The following is a 15,866-nucleotide window of genomic DNA, read 5'->3' as shown; positions in this document are numbered from 1 at the left end:
GCCTCCCATGCCGCCGCAGCCGATCGTGCCGCCCCCGCCGCCCGCGCAGGAACCGCGCGTCAATCTGGGCAAGATCTCGCTGACCAAGGAGGCCCCGGCGGTCTCCCTGACCAAGCAGGGCGCGACCGGCGGGATCATGCGGGTGAACCTGAACTGGTCGGTCCCGAGTTCGGGCGGACTGTTCGGTCGCAAACGCGGCAATGGCGGGCTGGACCTGGACCTGTGCGCGTTCTGGGAGCTGGCCGACGGCTCCAAGGGCTGTGTCAGCGCCCTGGACACCTTCGGCAATCTGCACAAGGCCCCGTTCATCGCCCTTGACCAGGACGACCGGACCGGTGGCAGCGCGGCGGGCGAGAACCTGTCGATCAATCTCGACCACACCGCCGATTTCCGCCGCATCCTGGTGTTCGCCTCGCTCTACGAGGGTGCGCAGGATTTCCGCGGCGTGCACGCGACCGCCACGCTGTTCCCCCGCAATTCACCGCCGATCGAGATGGAAGTCAGCGGCTGCCACGATGATTCGCGCGAGATGGTGCTGGCGCTGATCGAGAACGTCCGCGGCGAGCTGGTGGTGCGCCGCGAGGCCCGGTTCGTGCGCCCGCCGGACGGCCGCAAGTTCTGGGGCAAGCTGGCGGTGGATCAGGCCTACGGGTGGGGTTTGAAGTGGGGCACCTCGAAGGGCAAGTCCTGAGCCGCTGCTCGGTGGTCGCCCCGCCCGGTCAGTCCTGATCGGGCGGGAACTGGGCCGCCAATTCCAGTGCGGCCGCCCGGATTTCGGTCAGCGATCCGGTCCAGCACAGCAGCCGCAGGATGGCGTCGGGAATGAGCTGTTCGGCGTACTCCGGCGCCGCGCCCTCGTCGGAGCGCATATTGATGACCGACTCCACCAGCCGGAACGGCAGCAGTTCGGCCCCGGCCACGGCGCCGGTCCCGGACTCCGCGATGACGGTGGCGGACAGGGTTTCGTAGTGCCGGCGCAGCGCGTCGCGGCCCTCCCGGAATTTGGCGAACCGGTCGCTGCGCAGCTCGGGTAGCAGGTACAGCGCGCCGAGATTCCAGCGGCTGGCCAGCAGCTGGCTGATGTCGAACCAGGCCAGGGCGTAGAGCCGCACCACCGCGGGTTCGGGCCGGTCGGCCAGCTTGCCCGCCAGTTCCAGTGGCGTGCTGACGGTTTCGCCGAGCAGCGCGTCGAGGATGTCGTCCTTGGCCGCGAAGTGGTGGTAGAGCGAGGCCTGCCGGATGCCCACGGCGTCGGCGACCGCGCGGGTGGAGGTATTGCCGTATCCGTGGCTGGTGAACAACTCGGCGGCGGCGTCGAGGATTTCGGCGCGCGGGGTCGTGCCTGCGCGGCGGCGGGGTTCGAGTCGGGGACGGCCGGGTCCGAGTTGGGTCACGTAGCCATTCTGTCTTATCCGGACGGCCGACCTGCGAGGTGAGTTTTCTGTCATTTGACAGAAATACCGGCAACACAGAAGTTACGGCGGGCCATCCGACCGATACATCGGCGTCACCGGGCGAGCGATCGCTCACGGAAAACTTTCAATCGATAGATATTCCCCTCGCGAAAGACTCGCCGCCATGGTTGCCCCCGCCGACGCCATAGTCCCTCCGAGCCTCCCCGACAGCTCCACCGACAGCGATGACCTGGCCCGCTTCGGCTACCAGCCCGTCCTGCACCGCAAGCTCGGCCGCTACGCCTCCTTCGCGGCCGGATTCTCCTTCGTCTCCATTCTGACCACCATCTTCCAGTTCTTCGGCTTCGGTTACGCCTTCGGTGGCGCGGCCTTCTTCTGGACCTGGCCGCTGGTGTTCGCGGGCCAGTTCCTGGTCGCGCTGAACTTCGCGGAACTGGCCGCGCGCTACCCGATCTCGGGCTGCATCTATCAGTGGTCGCGCCGGCTGGCCGGGGAGGTGGTCGGCTGGTTCGCGGGCTGGATGATGATCATCGCCCAGATCGTGACCGCCGCGGCCGCCGCCATCGCGCTGCAGGTGGTGCTGCCGACCATCTGGTCCGGATTCCAGCTCATCGGCACCGATACCGCGCTCACCTCGCACGACGGGGCCTCGAACGCGGTGCTGCTGGGCAGCATTCTGCTGGTGGTCACCACGGTCATCAATGTGGTGGGCATCGACTGGATGGCGCGCATCAACTCGCTGGGCGTGACCATCGAGATCATCGGGGTGTGCGCGGTGATCGCGGTGTTCTTCACCCACACCGATCGCGGACCGAGCGTGGTCACCCAGACCGATCAGGCCGCGCCCGGGGCCTACTGGGCCGCGTTCCTGGCGTCGGGCCTGATGGCCGCCTACGTCATGGTCGGATTCGATTCCGCCGGTGAGCTTTCCGAGGAGACCAAGAATCCCCGCCACGTCGCGCCGCGCACCATCCTCTCGGCGCTGGCGGTGTCCGCGCTGGGCGGCGGGCTGATCCTGCTGGGCGCGCTCATGGCCGCGCCGAGCCTCTCCGACGGCTCGCTGGCCAGCGGCGGACTGGCGTACGTGATCGAGGCCAAGCTGACCACCGTGCCCGGCAAGATCGTGCTGGCGTGTGTGGCGTGCGCGATCACGGTGTGCACCTTGGCGATTCAGACGGCCGGTTCGCGACTGCTGTTCTCCATGGCCCGCGACGGGCGGCTGCCGTTCGCCAAGCAGCTGTCGACGGTGCACCCGCGCTTCGGCACCCCGGTGTGGCCCGCCGTGGTGATCGGCGTGCTCGGCATCGGCCTGCTGTTGCTGAACCTGGGCAACGGCGCGGTCTTCGCGACCCTGGCCAGTGTCTGCATCGTCATGCTCTACCTCGCGTACCTGCTGGTGACGGTGCCGCTGCTGATCCGCCGGATCAAGGGCTGGCCCGCCGATATCGCCGGTGACGCCGCGGGCACCAAGCTGTTCGCGCTGGGTCGCTACGGCATCGCCATCAATGCCCTGGCCGTGGTGTGGGGCATCGCCATGGCGGTGAACCTGGCCTGGCCGCGGGCCGCGGTCTACACCCCGGCCGGCGGCGGCTGGTGGATGCTCTGGGCCGCACCGCTGTTCGTGCTGCTCACGGTGGCGGTCGGCGTGGTGGTGCACCGCATCGTGACGCCCGGCCGCGCCCTGCTCACCGAGCCCGCCACCCAGATCGCCTGACACCCCATCGATTCCGAGAAACGGAGCAGCCATGACCACAGCGAATACCACCGGAGCGCGGGACCACGCGCGGTCCCAGGCGGCCGCGGCCGACCGCAACGGGCCGGAGTTGCCGACCGGGTTGGACGCCACGAAAGTGACCTTCGCCCAGCGGATTCCGTCCGGTGGTTACGCGAACGTCGTGCTGGCCCGGGGCAGCAGGGTGCGGTTGTCCGACCCGCAGGGCGCGGCCTGCGCGCACCTGCTGCTGCTCCGGGCCGAATCACCCTGGGAACGACTGAATGTCGCGGACACCGTGAAGGTGCCGTGGCAGGCGTACCTGGGCGTGGGTCATCCGCTGCTGTCGGATCAGGGCCGCGTGCTGGCCACGGTGGTCGCGGACTCCTCGGGGCAGCACGACACGCTGTGCGGTCCTTCGGCCGTCGCCCGCGACCGGCTGCGGCTGTCCGGGGTCAAGCAGGGGCTGGAACCGCGCGATATCGGGCCAACGGTGTCGTTCTTCCGGGGTGTGCGGGTGGAATCGGATGGGGCGCTGACGGTTACCGGTGGCGCGGGGGCAGGCGCGGCGGTCGAGCTGCTCGTGCACTTGCCGGTGACGCTGCTGGTCGCCAATGCCGAGCATCCGCTGGATCCGACTCCGCCGACGGATCTCGACCTCGTGGTCTGGTCCGCTCCCGAGGAGCTCACGCTCGCGCACAGCACCGATCCCGAATACCTGCGCGCGGTGGAGAACACCGAACAGGACTGGAACGCACGCACTCTGGAGGCCTTCGCATGATCACCACTCGCACTGTCGTCCTGGGCGAGACCGTTCCCGCCCGCGCCCCCTGGTCGGCCATCGTGCGCGCCGGGGAGCAGCTGGAGATCATCGATCTGCACGGCAATCAGGCCGTGGACTGCCTGCTCTACAACGCCGCCGACCACACCGACCGCTACAGCGCGCAGGCCACCATCACCGCGCAGCGCAATATCTTCCTGACCACCGGCAGCGTGCTGCTGACCGAGGCGGGCACCCCGCTCATGACGGTGATCGCGGACGAGGTCGGCAATCACGACACGGTGGCGGGCGCGTGCTCGCAGGAGTCCAACACCCTGCGCTACGGCCACCACACCCGGCATCAGCACGCGTGCGTGGAGAACTTTCTCGCCGAGGGCCTGAAGTGGGGGCTGGGCAAGCGCGATCTGGTGTCGAACATCAACTGGTTCATGAACGTTCCCGTCGAGGCCGACGGCACGCTCGGCATCGTCGACGGCCTGTCCGCGCCGGGTAAGACGATCACGCTGCGCGCCGAGACCGACACCCTGGTGCTGGTCTCGAACTGCCCGCAGATCAACAACCCCTGCAATGGCTTCGATCCGACGCCGGTGCGCATGGTGGTGACCCGATGACGGCCGTCCTCCCCGAACTCGACGTGACCGAGAACCCCTCCCCCGCACCGTCTTTCCGGGTGCTGCGGCCGGGCATGCAGACGACCGTGCAGGATTGGCCGGGCCGGGTCGGCTACTGGCATGTGGGCGTGCCCCCGTCCGGCCCGATGGACGATCTCTCGTTCCGGCTCGGCAATCGGGCGCTGGGCAATCCCGAGGGCGCGGCCGGGCTGGAATGCACCCTCGGCGGACCGGCCCTGCGTTTCGACGCCGCGACCTGGGTGTGCGTCACGGGCGCGCCGGTGCCGGTCACGGTGAACGGCCGCGCGGTGCGCCAGTGGCGCAGCGTGCTGGTGCCCGCGGGCGGCGTCCTGGACGTGGGCATGGTGCGCGGACCGGGAATGCGCTGCTACATCCTGGTGGCGGGCGGCATCGAGGTGCCCGAATACCTCGGCAGCCGTGCGACTTTCACCCTCGGCAAGTTCGGCGGCGGCACCGGCCGCGCGTTCGCGGTCGACGACGAGTTCACGCTGGGTGAGCCGGGCCGGGTCACGGCCGGGGTGACCGGTGACGACCAGCCCGTGCTGACCCGCCGCTGGGAACTGGCGGTCACCGAGGGTCCGCACGGTGCGCCGGAGTTCTTCACCCGCGCCGACTTCGACACCATCATCGGCACCGACTACGAGGTGCACTTCAACTCCGATCGGACCGGTGTGCGACTCATCGGCCCGAAGCCGCAGTGGGCGCGGCTGGACGGCGGTGAGGCGGGCCTGCACCCGTCCAATATCCACGACACCGCGTATTCCGTTGGCGCGCTGGACTTCACGGGCGACACCCCGATCCTGCTCGGCCCGGACGGCCCGAGCCTGGGCGGTTTCGTCTGCCCGGTCACGGTGGTGGCGGCCGATCGCTGGAAGCTGGGCCAGCTCACCCCGGGCGACAGTGTGCGCTTCGTTCCCGTCCGCGCCGATCGCGCGGCCTCGCTGCGGCAGCTCGGGGCCGAACGCCGGGCCTCCTGGCCGGTGGTGCTCTCCAACGGCGGCGACGGCGATGACGGGGTGCTGGCCCGCCGCGACGGCGCGGACACCGGCGTCACCTACCGCCGGGCGGGCAATGACGGCCTGCTCGTCGAATACGGCGATATGACACTGGATCTGGAGCTGCGCGCCCGCGTGCACGCCCTGCACCAGGCGCTGCTGGAGCGCGCCGAGCCGGGCATCACCGAGCTGACGCCGGGCGTGCGGTCGCTGCAGGTGCGCAATGATCCCGACCGGCTGCCCACCCGCAAGCTGCTGGACCTGCTCGCCGAGGTGGAGGCCGAGCTGCCGTCCGCCGATGAGCTGGTGGTCCCCAGCCGCACCGTGCGGCTGCCGCTGTCCTGGGACGACCCGTCCACCCGCGAGGCCATCACCCGCTACATGCACGGCGTCCGCGCCGACGCCCCGTGGTGCCCGTGGAATATCGAGTTCATCCGGCGGATGAACGGATTGTCGTCCGTGGACGAGGTTTTCGACACCGTCTTCGCCGCCGAGTACCTGGTCCTCGGCCTCGGCGACGTGTACCTGGGCGCACCGGTCGCCACCCCGACCGATCCGCGGCACCGGCTGGTCACCACCAAGTACAACCCCGCCCGCACCTGGACCCCCGAGAACGCGGTCGGCATCGGCGGCGCGTACCTGTGCATCTACGGCATGGAGGGTCCCGGCGGCTACCAGTTCGTCGGGCGCACCACCCAGGTGTGGAACCACCGCTCGACCGGCATCGGCGAAGATCCCTGGCTGCTGCGCTATTTCGACCGCATCAGCTGGTATCCGGTGAGCGCCGAGGAACTGCTGGATCTGCGCGCCGACACGGCCGCGGGTCGCGGGCGGCTGCTGGCCGAGGACGGCGAGTTCCGGCTCGTCGACTACCGGAAGTTCCTGGCCGACAATGCCGCGTCCATCGCCGACTTCCGCGCCCGCCAGGCCGACGCCTTCACCGCCGAGCGCAATTCGTGGCGCGAGGCGGGCGAGCTCGCCGAAAAGGCCTGACGCGCCGGGCATTCGGCTCCAGCATCGTGCTCCCAGCACCATCGTCTCCGACCCCGATCGAGGAGTTCCCATGACCACGTGGATCCACCGCCGCGCCGAATCCGAGGTGGCCACCGAGATCGCCGCCGCCACAGGCGCTCTGGCCGGATTACGGCTGGCCGTGAAGGACAATGTGGATGTCGCCGGGCTGCCCACCACCGCGGCCTGCCCCGACTTCGCGTACACCCCGGAGCGGGATTCCGCCGTCGTCGCCGCACTGCGGGCCGCCGGTGCCGTGGTGGTCGGCAAGACCAACCTCGATCAGTTCGCGACCGGATTGGTCGGAACGCGCTCGCCCTACGGTGTCGTCGAGAACGCCCTGCGGCCCGGATACGTTTCGGGCGGTTCGAGTTCCGGGTCGGCGGTCGCAGTGGCGAACGGCGAGGCGGATATCGCCATCGGCACCGATACCGCCGGTTCGGGGCGCGTTCCCGCGGCATTCCACGGACTGGTCGGGATCAAGCCGACGGTGGGCGTCGTTTCGACCGAGGGCGTGGTACCCGCCTGCCGCTCCTACGACTGCGTCACCATCTTCGCGGCCGATCTGCGCTTGGCCAATCAGGCCATGGGCGTGATGGCGACCGGTGCGGCCGGGCGTGCCTGGCCCGCCGATACCCGGCTGGCGGCCCCGCCGCAGCCCGTGGTGGCGGTGTTCAGCGAGCTACCCGATCTGGATCCCCTGTGGCACAGTGCCTTCGAGCTGACCGTGGCACGACTGCGCGACCAGGGTGCGACCATCGTGGAAGTCGATCCGGCCCCGTTCCTGGCGGCCGCCAAGCTACTGTACAACGGCGCGCTGGTCGCCGAACGCTATTCGGCGGTCGGCGAATTCGTTGACGCCCATCCCGAATCGGTCGATCCCACAGTCGGTTCCATCATCCGCGCCGCCCGCGATCTACCCGCGCACCGCCTGGTCACCGACCTGGCCGAGCTGGAAGCCCTGCGCGCCACCGCCATGGCGAGTCTCGAAGGCGTGGACGCGCTCCTGACACCGACCGCCCCGGTCCACCCGACCATCGCCGAAGTCGCCGCCGATCCCATCGGCGTCAATTCCCGCGTCGGGACCTACACCAACTTCTGCAACCTCTTCGACCTCTGCGCGGTCGCGGTCTCCACGGACGAGCCGCATTTCGGCGTGACGGTGCTGGCCCGCGCATTCGAGGACGCGGTCGCCCTCGATATCGCCGCGCTGATCACCGGCACTCCGCTCGGCCCGGAGGAGCCGGTCTGGCCCGCCGCCGTCACCGAGCCCCAGGATCTGATCGTCTTCGGCGCACACCTGCGTGGTCAGCCGCTCGAACATCAGCTGACCACGCTCGGCGCCCGCTGGGGCGGTCCGGTCGACACCGCTCCCCACTACCGTCTGGGCGCGCTCGACACCGTCCCGCCCAAACCGGCCGTAACCCGGGTTCCCGCCACCGAATCCGGTGTCGCGATCGCCGGGGAACGCTGGCTGCTCTCCCCCGCCGCGCTCGGCCGCTTCCTCGCGGCCCTGCCCGCGCCCATGCAGCTCGGTGCCGTCGAACTGGCCGACGGCAGCTGGCACACCGGTTTCGGGTGCACCGGCGCGGCCGCCGAATCCGCCAAGGACATCAGCGAATACGGCGGCTGGCGGGCGGCGCTGGCGGCCGGTGCCGTGGGTTGAAGCAATCCGGTGCAGCTCATTCCTGCCAGAGCGCCGCGATGCGGGTGGCGTCCGACTTGGCCTGGGCGCGACCGGCTTCCAGCGCCGGAACGCGGGTCGCCGTGTCGAGGGGGTTGGCGCCGAAGGCGTTGACCGACGCCTCATCGGGGGCGATCACCTCGACCCGGGCACCCGCGGCCACCAGACCCGCCAGGTGGGCCTCCAGCTCCGCGTCCGGCATGGGCGCGATGACCAGCACCCGGCCGTAGCCCGTGGCCAGGTCGGCGTTGACCGAGGTCCGCACGCCGCCATCGGTGTAGCGGACACCGCCGACGGTGGCGCACGGCCACACCATGGGGACCGCCGAACTGGCGGTCACCGCGTCGACCAGCGCGACGCCGGAATCCTTGTCGAATACCCGCAGCTCGCCGGTCTCGGCATTGACCGCGACGATTCGCAGTGCGCGCTCGGGCCATTCGTGCACGGGCAGTCGGGTTTCGATGACGGCCCGGCGCTCGGGTTCGGGCACCGTTTCGGCGGACAGCGCCAGCGCGCCGATCCGGCGGCGACGCTCGACCGAATCGACCGGCAGCTCTTCGATGGTCGCCGCGAGCTGCTCCCACAGCCCGGCGAACTTCTCCATCGACGGCACGATCTCGCGGCTCTGCACCGCCGGATCCACCTGTCGGCGAACCAGTTCGGCGATCGGCAGGCCGCTGCCCAGCTGGGCCGCCACATTGGATCCGGCCGAGGTGCCCTGCAGCAGATCCGCCTCGGTCACATCCACGCCCGCATCCGCCAGTCCGGCGACAATGCCCGTGGCCCAGGCGATTCCGGCCACTCCCCCGCCGCCGAGGACCAGCGCACGTTCGGTCGTCATACCCGTTCCCACTTTCTCACCGCTCGAAAGACACCCTGCGGTCTGAAAACTACCGGCTCAGCGGCGGAAACGGCGGTCGTGCGGAGATCATTCCGTCACGTGGGTGGCCTGGGGATTGGTGGCGTCGCGAATCACGCGCAGGCCCGCGGTGAGGTCCTCGAGCTGTGTGGGGGTGAGCAGACCGGTGAACCAGCGCTCCACGCCCTCCAGGTACGCGGGCAGCACGCGGGCCACGCGCGTGGCGCCGGCGGCGGTGAGCACGGCGTAGGAGCTGCGGCGGTCGCCCGGATCGGCCTCGCGGCGCACGAAACCGTTGCGCTCCAGGCGATCCACCAGCCGGGTGACGCCGCTGGTGGACAGGCTGGTCTGGGTGGCCAGATCCGTCATGCGCAGCTTGCGGCCGGGTGAGCGGCTCAGGCGCATCAGGGCATTCAGGTCGAGACCGGAGAGTCCGTTGCTCTTCCAGGTCTCCTCCAGCCGGGCGACGAGCCCGTCGTGAGCCTCGTAGAGCAGTCCCATGGCGGTCAGCCTTGGGTCGTCGAAGAGATGCTTGGGATCCACGCTGACCAGCCTAAACCAAACGCTTTCGGTGGGGATAGTTGACACGCGGAATATTTGCGATATCTTGTTGTCAACGCAATATTCCGCAGTGCAACAAAATGGAGGTTCCGATGACGACGCAGCTTTGGGTGGCGGGATACCGTGCGCCGCTGGTGAATCCGGCCGAGGTGATCAAGCTGGCCGAGCCGCGCGCCTTCTCCGGCGAGACCGTCCGGCAGCCGGTGCGGGTGGCCGGGAGCGGGTCGTCGGTGCGACTGCTGCTGACCAATCGGTACGGCGCGGAGGAGCTGGTGATCGGCGCGGCCCGGATCGCGGTGCGCAAGGCGGGCAGCGAGATCGTGGCGGAGACCGATACCGAGGTGCGGTTCGAGGGGTCCGCGTCGATTCGGATTCCGGCCGGGGCCGACGCGGTCAGCGATCCGGTGGACTTCGCGGTCGAGGCGGGCACCGAACTGGCGGTCAGCGTGTACCTGCCGGAATCGGCGCTGCCGGCCTTCGCGCAGTTCCCGGTCGAGAGCGCCTGGATCAGCACCGGCGATCGGACGGGCGACGCTGCACCGTCCGATGCCGAGGAGACCGCTGGGCGGTACTTCCTCACCGGTATCGACGTCGCTGTCGATTCCGCGGCTCCGGTGCTGGTGGCCTTCGGCGACTCATGGTTCGAAGGCGTCGGTTCCACGCCCGGCGCGAACCGGCGCTCGGTGGATGTGCTCAACGAGCGGCTGGCCACCGGGTGGGCGGTCAATCAGGGCATCAGCGGCAACCGGTTGCTGACCGACGAGATCGGCGAGCACGGCCTGTCCCGGTTCGAGCGGGACGTGCTGTCGGTGCCGGGTGTCGCGGCCGTGTGGGCCAACTTCGGCATCAATGACCTGATCCTGGCCGGGACCGCGAGCGCCGAGGAGCTCATCGCGGGCTTCACCGCGCTGGCCGAGCGGGCGCACGCGGCGGGACTTCCCGTCTACGCCAACACCATCGGGCCGTTCGGCGGGGCGATCTACCCGGGTCTGTCGGTGGCCGAGGGAATTCCGGTGCGGCGGGCGGTCAACGAGTGGCTGCGCACCACCGAGGTGTTCGACGGCGTCTTCGATGTGGCTGCGGCGGTGGAGAATCCGGAGGATCGCGATTTCATCCGCCCCGACCTCGACAGCGGCGACGGCATGCACCTCAATGACGCGGGTGCGCGGGCCATGGCGGAGACGGTGGACCTCACCGTGCTGCCCGCCGTGTTCCACTGAGTACCGCCTCGGCGGGATCATGGCAGCCGCGGTCCGGCCGCCTGATCCTGCCGTAATCCGCTGGCCCACAGGTCATCCGCCACATCGCGGCCCAGCCGCACGCCGCCGATATTCTGCGACAGGTCCATGTGCCCGGCCGGATCGGTGGCGTAGGCGTCGAAAGGCCAGGCCACGCCCAGGAATACGCGGCTGCGGGCATTCTCCTCCATCATCTGCCACAGGCCGCCCGGGAAGCGGCGGACGTGGCGGGGACGCTGGACGCCGTGGTTGTCGGTGGTGCGGCCGTCGAGTTCCTCGGAGACGAAACCCAATCCGTCGGCCAGGATGTCGGGGCCCTCGGCCGCCACGTCGTAGTAGCGGCGGATGGTTTGCAGGGCCGCGCCGCCGAGCGCCGCGTGCGCGGAGGGATAGGCCGGAGAGGGTGGGGTGAGGTTGGGCGCGATCTCATTGCTGCGGGGTGCGCCGTGCGGCAGCCAGCCCGGATCGCAGTCGGCGTCCAGGCCGCTGCCCGGCACCGCCTCCGGGCCCAGCGTCGGATCGAATTCGCGGATGCCCAGCACGGGCCGCCACAGGTTGTGCCGGTACTTGTCGTCCCAGCACAGGATCGCGGCATCGGCGAGAGCAGTGTTGACCAGGGCGAAGAGTCGGGCGTTCTGTTCCACGTCATTGCCGCGGGCGACGGCGATCTCGCCGGTGATGCGATTGAGAAGGCGTGGCAGGCTGCCGAGTTGCTTCGCGCCGTCGTAGGCCCAGAACAGGGCGCGCAGGGTTTCGTCGCCGGTGCGGGCGGCCCAACCGGCGGGCAGGCTCGCCATCGATTCGGCGGCAATGCCTTTGGCCCGGACCTCGCGCAGGGCGGCCAGGTAGCGGGGGTCGTTGTCCTTGGGCGGCGGGTCGAGGGTGTAGCGGCTGGTGACCGCGAAACAGTGTGAGCGCGCGCCGTACCGCGGTGCGTAGTAACCCTGTTTCGGGTTGACCGGGTCGGGGCGGTGGCTGGGTGGGGCGGTGTCGGGGGTGTAGTCGGTATCGCTCAGATTCGGATCGTTCGCGCGGGCCTTGAGGATCGCGCGGCCGACGGCCTGCCCGTGGGTGCTGCCGCGGCCGGTGCCGGGTCCGCGCAGACCGGCCTCGCGCAGGGCCTTGTCCAGGCGCGGGGTCTGTGTCGGATAGAGCACGGACAGCGTGGTGTGGGCGGCCACGGCGATGGCGGCGTCGGGCGCGGCGCCATTGGCCGCCACCGGCGGGGTGGTCAGCCAGGTGCCGTGCGGTGCACCGAAAATGCTGAAGAGGGCATCGTGCATGGCCAGGTGCACCATGGCCAGGGCACGAGAACTGCCGGCCGGACCGCGGGACCCGCGTTCCACGGGTTTGATATCGGTGTGCGCCATGCGGTCCGACTCCAGCGCCACCGCGTTCCAATACAGGATTTGATCCACTTTCGCTGTCTCCCAGAGATTTTTCGAGAACTGTGCTCGCGGCATCCAGCATCGGGCTCGAATCGGGAGAACTCCGCAGTAGTGGGCTACCCGAATTGCGGGTCTAGATCGACCTCATTGCGAGTAGCGGCGCGTCGCGCTCAGCGCGGCTTCACCTCGGCCAGCAGTTCGGGGCCGCGGGACTCCAGTCGGAGGGTGGCCTGGCGGATTCCGATTGCTGTGGCGGCCACGCCGATCAACAGACCGACCGGTAGGGCTGCCCATTGCAGCAGCGAATTGTGCAGGGCCGCACCGACTCCCAGCATCGCCAGCACCGGAGCGGACGCCAGCAACTGAACGATGCCCACCACGAACTGCATGAGGACCTTCGCGCAGCCCGGATTGCCATTGCCCGCGAAGGGATTGCCGCGCTGCGGCGGCAGCGCGAAGGCGGCGTGCGTGGACAGGAACACCACGCCGCCCGCACCCACGCCGAGCAGCACCGGAAGCGTCGATACCGCCCACGGATACATTTCGGCGTGGCCCGTCGCGCCGGGCAGGATGAGGGTGGCGAGCACCGACACCGGCCCGACCAGCAGCAACCAGGCGTAGGCGCGGCCGCGCACATCCGGGCGGGCCGCGCCCGGGATCACCAGGGTCTGCCAGACCGCGGTGCCGTCGAAGCCGTACAGATTGGTGCTGGACATGGTGGCCAGCCAGACCACGAAAGCGCCGGAGAACGGGACGGTTTGGACGCCGTCCGCGCGAATGCTCAGGAAGAACGGCAGCACGAAGCCGACCAGCAGCAGCGGCAGCAGGGCCGCGCGGCGGCGGCCGTCGCGCCACCAGGTGCGCAGTTCCTTGGTGACCATCGCGCCGACCGGGGTGGCGGGGATGACTCGATCCAGCAGGCCGCCACCGGTATTCACGATCTGGCCCGCGGGGGCGGGCGGGGTGGTGAGGCGGCGGCCCAGCAGTAGCGCCCAGGCCTGCCACAGCAGGACGGCGAGCAGGGCCAGGCCCGCGAGCGGCAGCAGGGCGAGCAGATAGCTGCCTCGCGAGGCGAGCTCCACCGAGTAGGGAGCCCAGCCCGACGGCACCGCGCGCAGCGCCACCGACAAACCTCCGGTATCGCTGTCCAATTTCGGGCCGAGCGTGCCGATCAGCAGATTCAGTGGGTAGTAGGCCAATCCGATGAGCGCCGCGAACAGCACGCCCAGGTCCCGGCCGCGCCGCGAGCGCATGGCCGCGCCCAGCCAGGCCACCACCACGCGCGACAGCATCACCACGAACAACAACTGGAGCACCGCGCCCATCGCGGCGATGCCCATGGGGCCCAGGCCTTCCGGCGCGGCCAGCAGGACCAGTCCGCCGAAGGCGATCAGATTGACGATCGGTGCCGGTCCGATGAAGGCGGCCGCGGCCAGGCCGTAGGCCAGTTGCCGGGTGGTCAAGGGCAGCAGGCGGAATTGCTCCGGCTGCAGGGTCTCGTCGCTGCTGCCGGTGAGCACCGGACCGCAGATCCAGCCGAGGGTCCAGGCCGCGAACAGCGCCGCGGCGATGGTCACGCCGCCGTGCAGGGTCTCGTGGGCGGTGGCGATGAGCACCGCGGTGATGCCCGCGGCGATCAGGCCGAAGATGCTGCCCATCCAGAAGTTCAGTGCCGCACGGCCTTCGCGCATGTGGCGTCTGGTGATCACCAGGCGCATGCGGATCAGGACGCCAACCACGACAGCCCCTCCTCGCCGCCCACGCGGCCGCCGACGAATCGCACGAAGGCCTCTTCCAGGGTGCCCTCGCCGCGCACCTCGGCGAGCGTGCCGCCCGCGACCACCCGGCCGCGATGGATGACGGCGACCCGGTCGCACATGCTCTCGACCAGGGCCATGACGTGGCTGGACAGTACGACCGAGCCGCCCGCGGCCACGAAGCGCTGCAGGATGGTGCGGATGGTTCCGGCCGAGACCGGGTCCACCGCCTCGAAGGGCTCGTCCAGGACCAGCAGTTTCGGCGCGTGCAGCAGGGCGGTGGCGAGGCCGATCTTCTTGCGCATACCGGCCGAATAGTCCACCACCACGGTGTTTTCCGCGTCGGTGAGTTCCAGGACGGTCAGCAGTTCGTCGGCGCGGCCGACCACCGTCGCCCGGTCCATGCCGCGCAGCAGGCCGGTGAAGTTCAGCAGTTCCCGGCCGGTCAGCCGTTCGGGCAGGGCCAGGCCGTCGGGCAGGACGCCGACGGCGGCCTTGGCGCGGACCGGGTCGGACCAGACGTCGGTGCCGAAGATGCGCGCGGTGCCCTGGTCGGGGCGCAGCAGGCCGACCGCCATGGAGAGGGTGGTGGTCTTGCCCGCGCCATTGGGACCGACCAGTCCGAAGAATGAGCCCGGTGGCACCTTCAGGCTCACGCCGTCGACCACCCAGGGTCCCCCGAACCGCTTGTACAAGCCGTCGAGGTCGAGCGCCAATTGACCATTGGTCGTCATTGCCCCTCCTTGGGCGCACGCTTCGGTGTCCATCGCCCAGGGTACGGGCGAAGCCGCTGTTCACAGACTTATCGCGGCGTGATCGGTTACTGCAACGCGTGCAGGGCGACGGCCAGGTCGGCGAGGTGTTCGGGGGCCGGGGTGTAGCCGGGGAAGTAGACGCAGACGCGGTCGGCCACGGCGCCGAAGCGGGCGCGGATGGCGGTGGCGCAGTCCTCGGGAGTGCCGAGGACGGCGAAGGTTTCGAGCATCGAATCGTCGATGAGGGCCTGCATGTCGTGAAAGGCGGCGCGTTTCGCCATCGCGTCGAGGGTGGGTTGGAGGTGGGCGTGGCCTTCGACCTCGAGGACGGGCAGGTAGGCGGGGGTGGAGGCGTAGAAGGCGATCAGTTTGCGGACTCCGGTCAGGGCTTCGTCGAGTTCTGCCTGTGTGCGGCCGATCGCCGCCATGACCTGCGGGATGATCGCGAAGTCCGCGAGGTCGCGGCCCGCGCGATCCAGGCCGTCGTGGACCGCGGGCATGGTGCGGTCGCGGAAGTGTTTTTCGCTGTTGAAGGGCATGACGAGCAGGCCGTCGGCGGTCGCGGCGGCGGTGCGGGTCATGAGCGGGCCGAGCGCGCCCAGCAGGACCGGCGGCGGACCGTACGGGTTGGGGCCCGGGTGGAAGGCGGGCGGCATCAGCGTGTGCCGGGTGAATTCGCCGCGAAAGTTCAGGGGTTCGCCGGTCTGCCAGGCGCCCAGGATCGTCTTGACCGCGGTGACGAATTCGCCCATGCGGGCGGCCGGTCGGGTCCAGGTCGCGCCGTAGCGGTGTTCGATGTGCGGGCGGATCTGGGAGCCCAGGCCGAGGCGGAAGCGGCCGCGGCTGAGGACGTGCAGATCGTAGGCGGCGTGGGCGGCGTGCAGGGGGCTGCGGGGCGGGGCCACGGCGACATTGGTCATCAGGTCCAGCTCGGTGGTGGGCGCTACCGCGGCCAGGGGGACGAAGACGTCGTGGGCGCCCTCGAAGGTGAACAGGCCGTCCACGCCGAGGGAGGCGAATTCCGCTGCGCGGGTGAGGAGTTGGGCGGGGCGGGTGGCGAGCTGGCGGTCGAGGCGCAT

At 70.0% G+C, this 15,866-nt stretch carries 13 protein-coding genes and 1 pseudogene; 7 read left to right on the top strand and 7 right to left on the bottom strand.

Features of this window, described 5'->3' with window-relative positions; genetic code table 11:
• Positions 1-691, top strand: a pseudogene (locus ACAM49_RS32270) (stress protein); the annotation flags it as partial.
• 28 nt (positions 692-719) lie between these two features.
• Here the strand turns inward: ACAM49_RS32270 and ACAM49_RS32265 are convergent.
• Positions 720-1,394, bottom strand: coding sequence for a TetR/AcrR family transcriptional regulator (locus tag ACAM49_RS32265; protein WP_369639336.1), 675 nt, complete (start codon positions 1,392-1,394; stop codon positions 720-722).
• 184 nt (positions 1,395-1,578) lie between these two features.
• Here ACAM49_RS32265 and ACAM49_RS32260 point away from each other — a divergent pair, with 184 nt between their 5' ends.
• From ACAM49_RS32260 to atzF, 5 genes are all read left to right on the top strand, one after another.
• Positions 1,579-3,129 carry an amino acid permease gene (locus tag ACAM49_RS32260; RefSeq protein ID WP_369639335.1) on the top strand — a complete coding sequence of 517 codons (1,551 nt, stop codon included), beginning with the start codon at positions 1,579-1,581 and terminating at the stop codon, positions 3,127-3,129.
• A gap of 31 nt (positions 3,130-3,160) precedes the next feature.
• Complete coding sequence (locus ACAM49_RS32255; RefSeq protein ID WP_369639334.1) at positions 3,161-3,907, top strand: DUF1989 domain-containing protein; 747 nt, start codon at positions 3,161-3,163, stop codon at positions 3,905-3,907.
• Positions 3,904-4,518 carry an urea amidolyase associated protein UAAP2 gene (locus ACAM49_RS32250; protein ID WP_369639333.1) on the top strand — a complete coding sequence of 205 codons (615 nt, stop codon included), beginning with the start codon at positions 3,904-3,906 and terminating at the stop codon, positions 4,516-4,518. The genes ACAM49_RS32255 and ACAM49_RS32250 overlap by 4 nt, the downstream gene beginning before the upstream one ends.
• A complete protein-coding gene (locus ACAM49_RS32245) occupies positions 4,515-6,527 on the top strand; it encodes a 5-oxoprolinase/urea amidolyase family protein (RefSeq protein ID WP_369639332.1) in 2,013 nt (670 codons plus the stop codon). Before ACAM49_RS32250 ends, ACAM49_RS32245 begins: the two co-directional genes overlap by 4 nt.
• 70 nt (positions 6,528-6,597) lie before the next feature.
• A complete protein-coding gene (gene atzF, locus ACAM49_RS32240) occupies positions 6,598-8,211 on the top strand; it encodes an allophanate hydrolase (RefSeq protein WP_369639331.1) in 1,614 nt (537 codons plus the stop codon).
• 16 nt (positions 8,212-8,227) lie between these two features.
• Here the strand turns inward: atzF and ACAM49_RS32235 are convergent, their stop codons facing one another.
• Together ACAM49_RS32235 and ACAM49_RS32230 are read right to left on the bottom strand one after the other, a co-directional pair.
• Positions 8,228-9,070, bottom strand: a complete 843-nt coding sequence (locus tag ACAM49_RS32235) for a patatin-like phospholipase family protein (protein WP_369639330.1) — start codon at positions 9,068-9,070, stop codon at positions 8,228-8,230.
• Positions 9,071-9,157: 87 nt separating this feature from the next.
• Complete coding sequence (locus ACAM49_RS32230) at positions 9,158-9,631, bottom strand: MarR family winged helix-turn-helix transcriptional regulator (protein ID WP_040812867.1); 474 nt, start codon at positions 9,629-9,631, stop codon at positions 9,158-9,160.
• Positions 9,632-9,741: 110 nt separating this feature from the next.
• Between ACAM49_RS32230 and ACAM49_RS32225 the strand changes: the two genes are divergently transcribed.
• Positions 9,742-10,869, top strand: coding sequence for a GDSL-type esterase/lipase family protein (locus ACAM49_RS32225; protein WP_369639329.1), 1,128 nt, complete (start codon positions 9,742-9,744; stop codon positions 10,867-10,869).
• A 17-nt stretch (positions 10,870-10,886) separates the two neighbouring features.
• Here ACAM49_RS32225 and ACAM49_RS32220 read toward each other — a convergent pair whose 3' ends face one another.
• The 4 genes from ACAM49_RS32220 to ACAM49_RS32205 form a co-directional block, all read right to left on the bottom strand.
• Entirely contained in the window at positions 10,887-12,305 is a 1,419-nt protein-coding gene (locus tag ACAM49_RS32220; protein ID WP_369639328.1) for a hypothetical protein, read from the bottom strand.
• Between the two features lie 140 nt (positions 12,306-12,445).
• Complete coding sequence (locus tag ACAM49_RS32215; protein ID WP_369639327.1) at positions 12,446-14,014, bottom strand: hypothetical protein; 1,569 nt, start codon at positions 14,012-14,014, stop codon at positions 12,446-12,448.
• On the bottom strand, positions 13,999-14,766 hold the full coding sequence (locus tag ACAM49_RS32210; protein WP_369639326.1) for an ABC transporter ATP-binding protein: 768 nt from the start codon (positions 14,764-14,766) through the stop codon (positions 13,999-14,001). The genes ACAM49_RS32215 and ACAM49_RS32210 overlap by 16 nt, the downstream gene beginning before the upstream one ends.
• Positions 14,767-14,852: 86 nt before the next feature.
• On the bottom strand, positions 14,853-15,866 hold a 1,014-nt coding region (locus ACAM49_RS32205), incomplete at its 5' end, for a TIGR03617 family F420-dependent LLM class oxidoreductase (RefSeq protein WP_369639325.1).

It is taken from the genome of Nocardia sp. JMUB6875, assembly GCF_041154655.1.
GTDB lineage: Bacteria > Actinomycetota > Actinomycetes > Mycobacteriales > Mycobacteriaceae > Nocardia.
The sequence above is the reverse complement of the archived record's forward strand: the minus strand, read 5'-3'. Positions and strand labels throughout refer to the sequence as shown.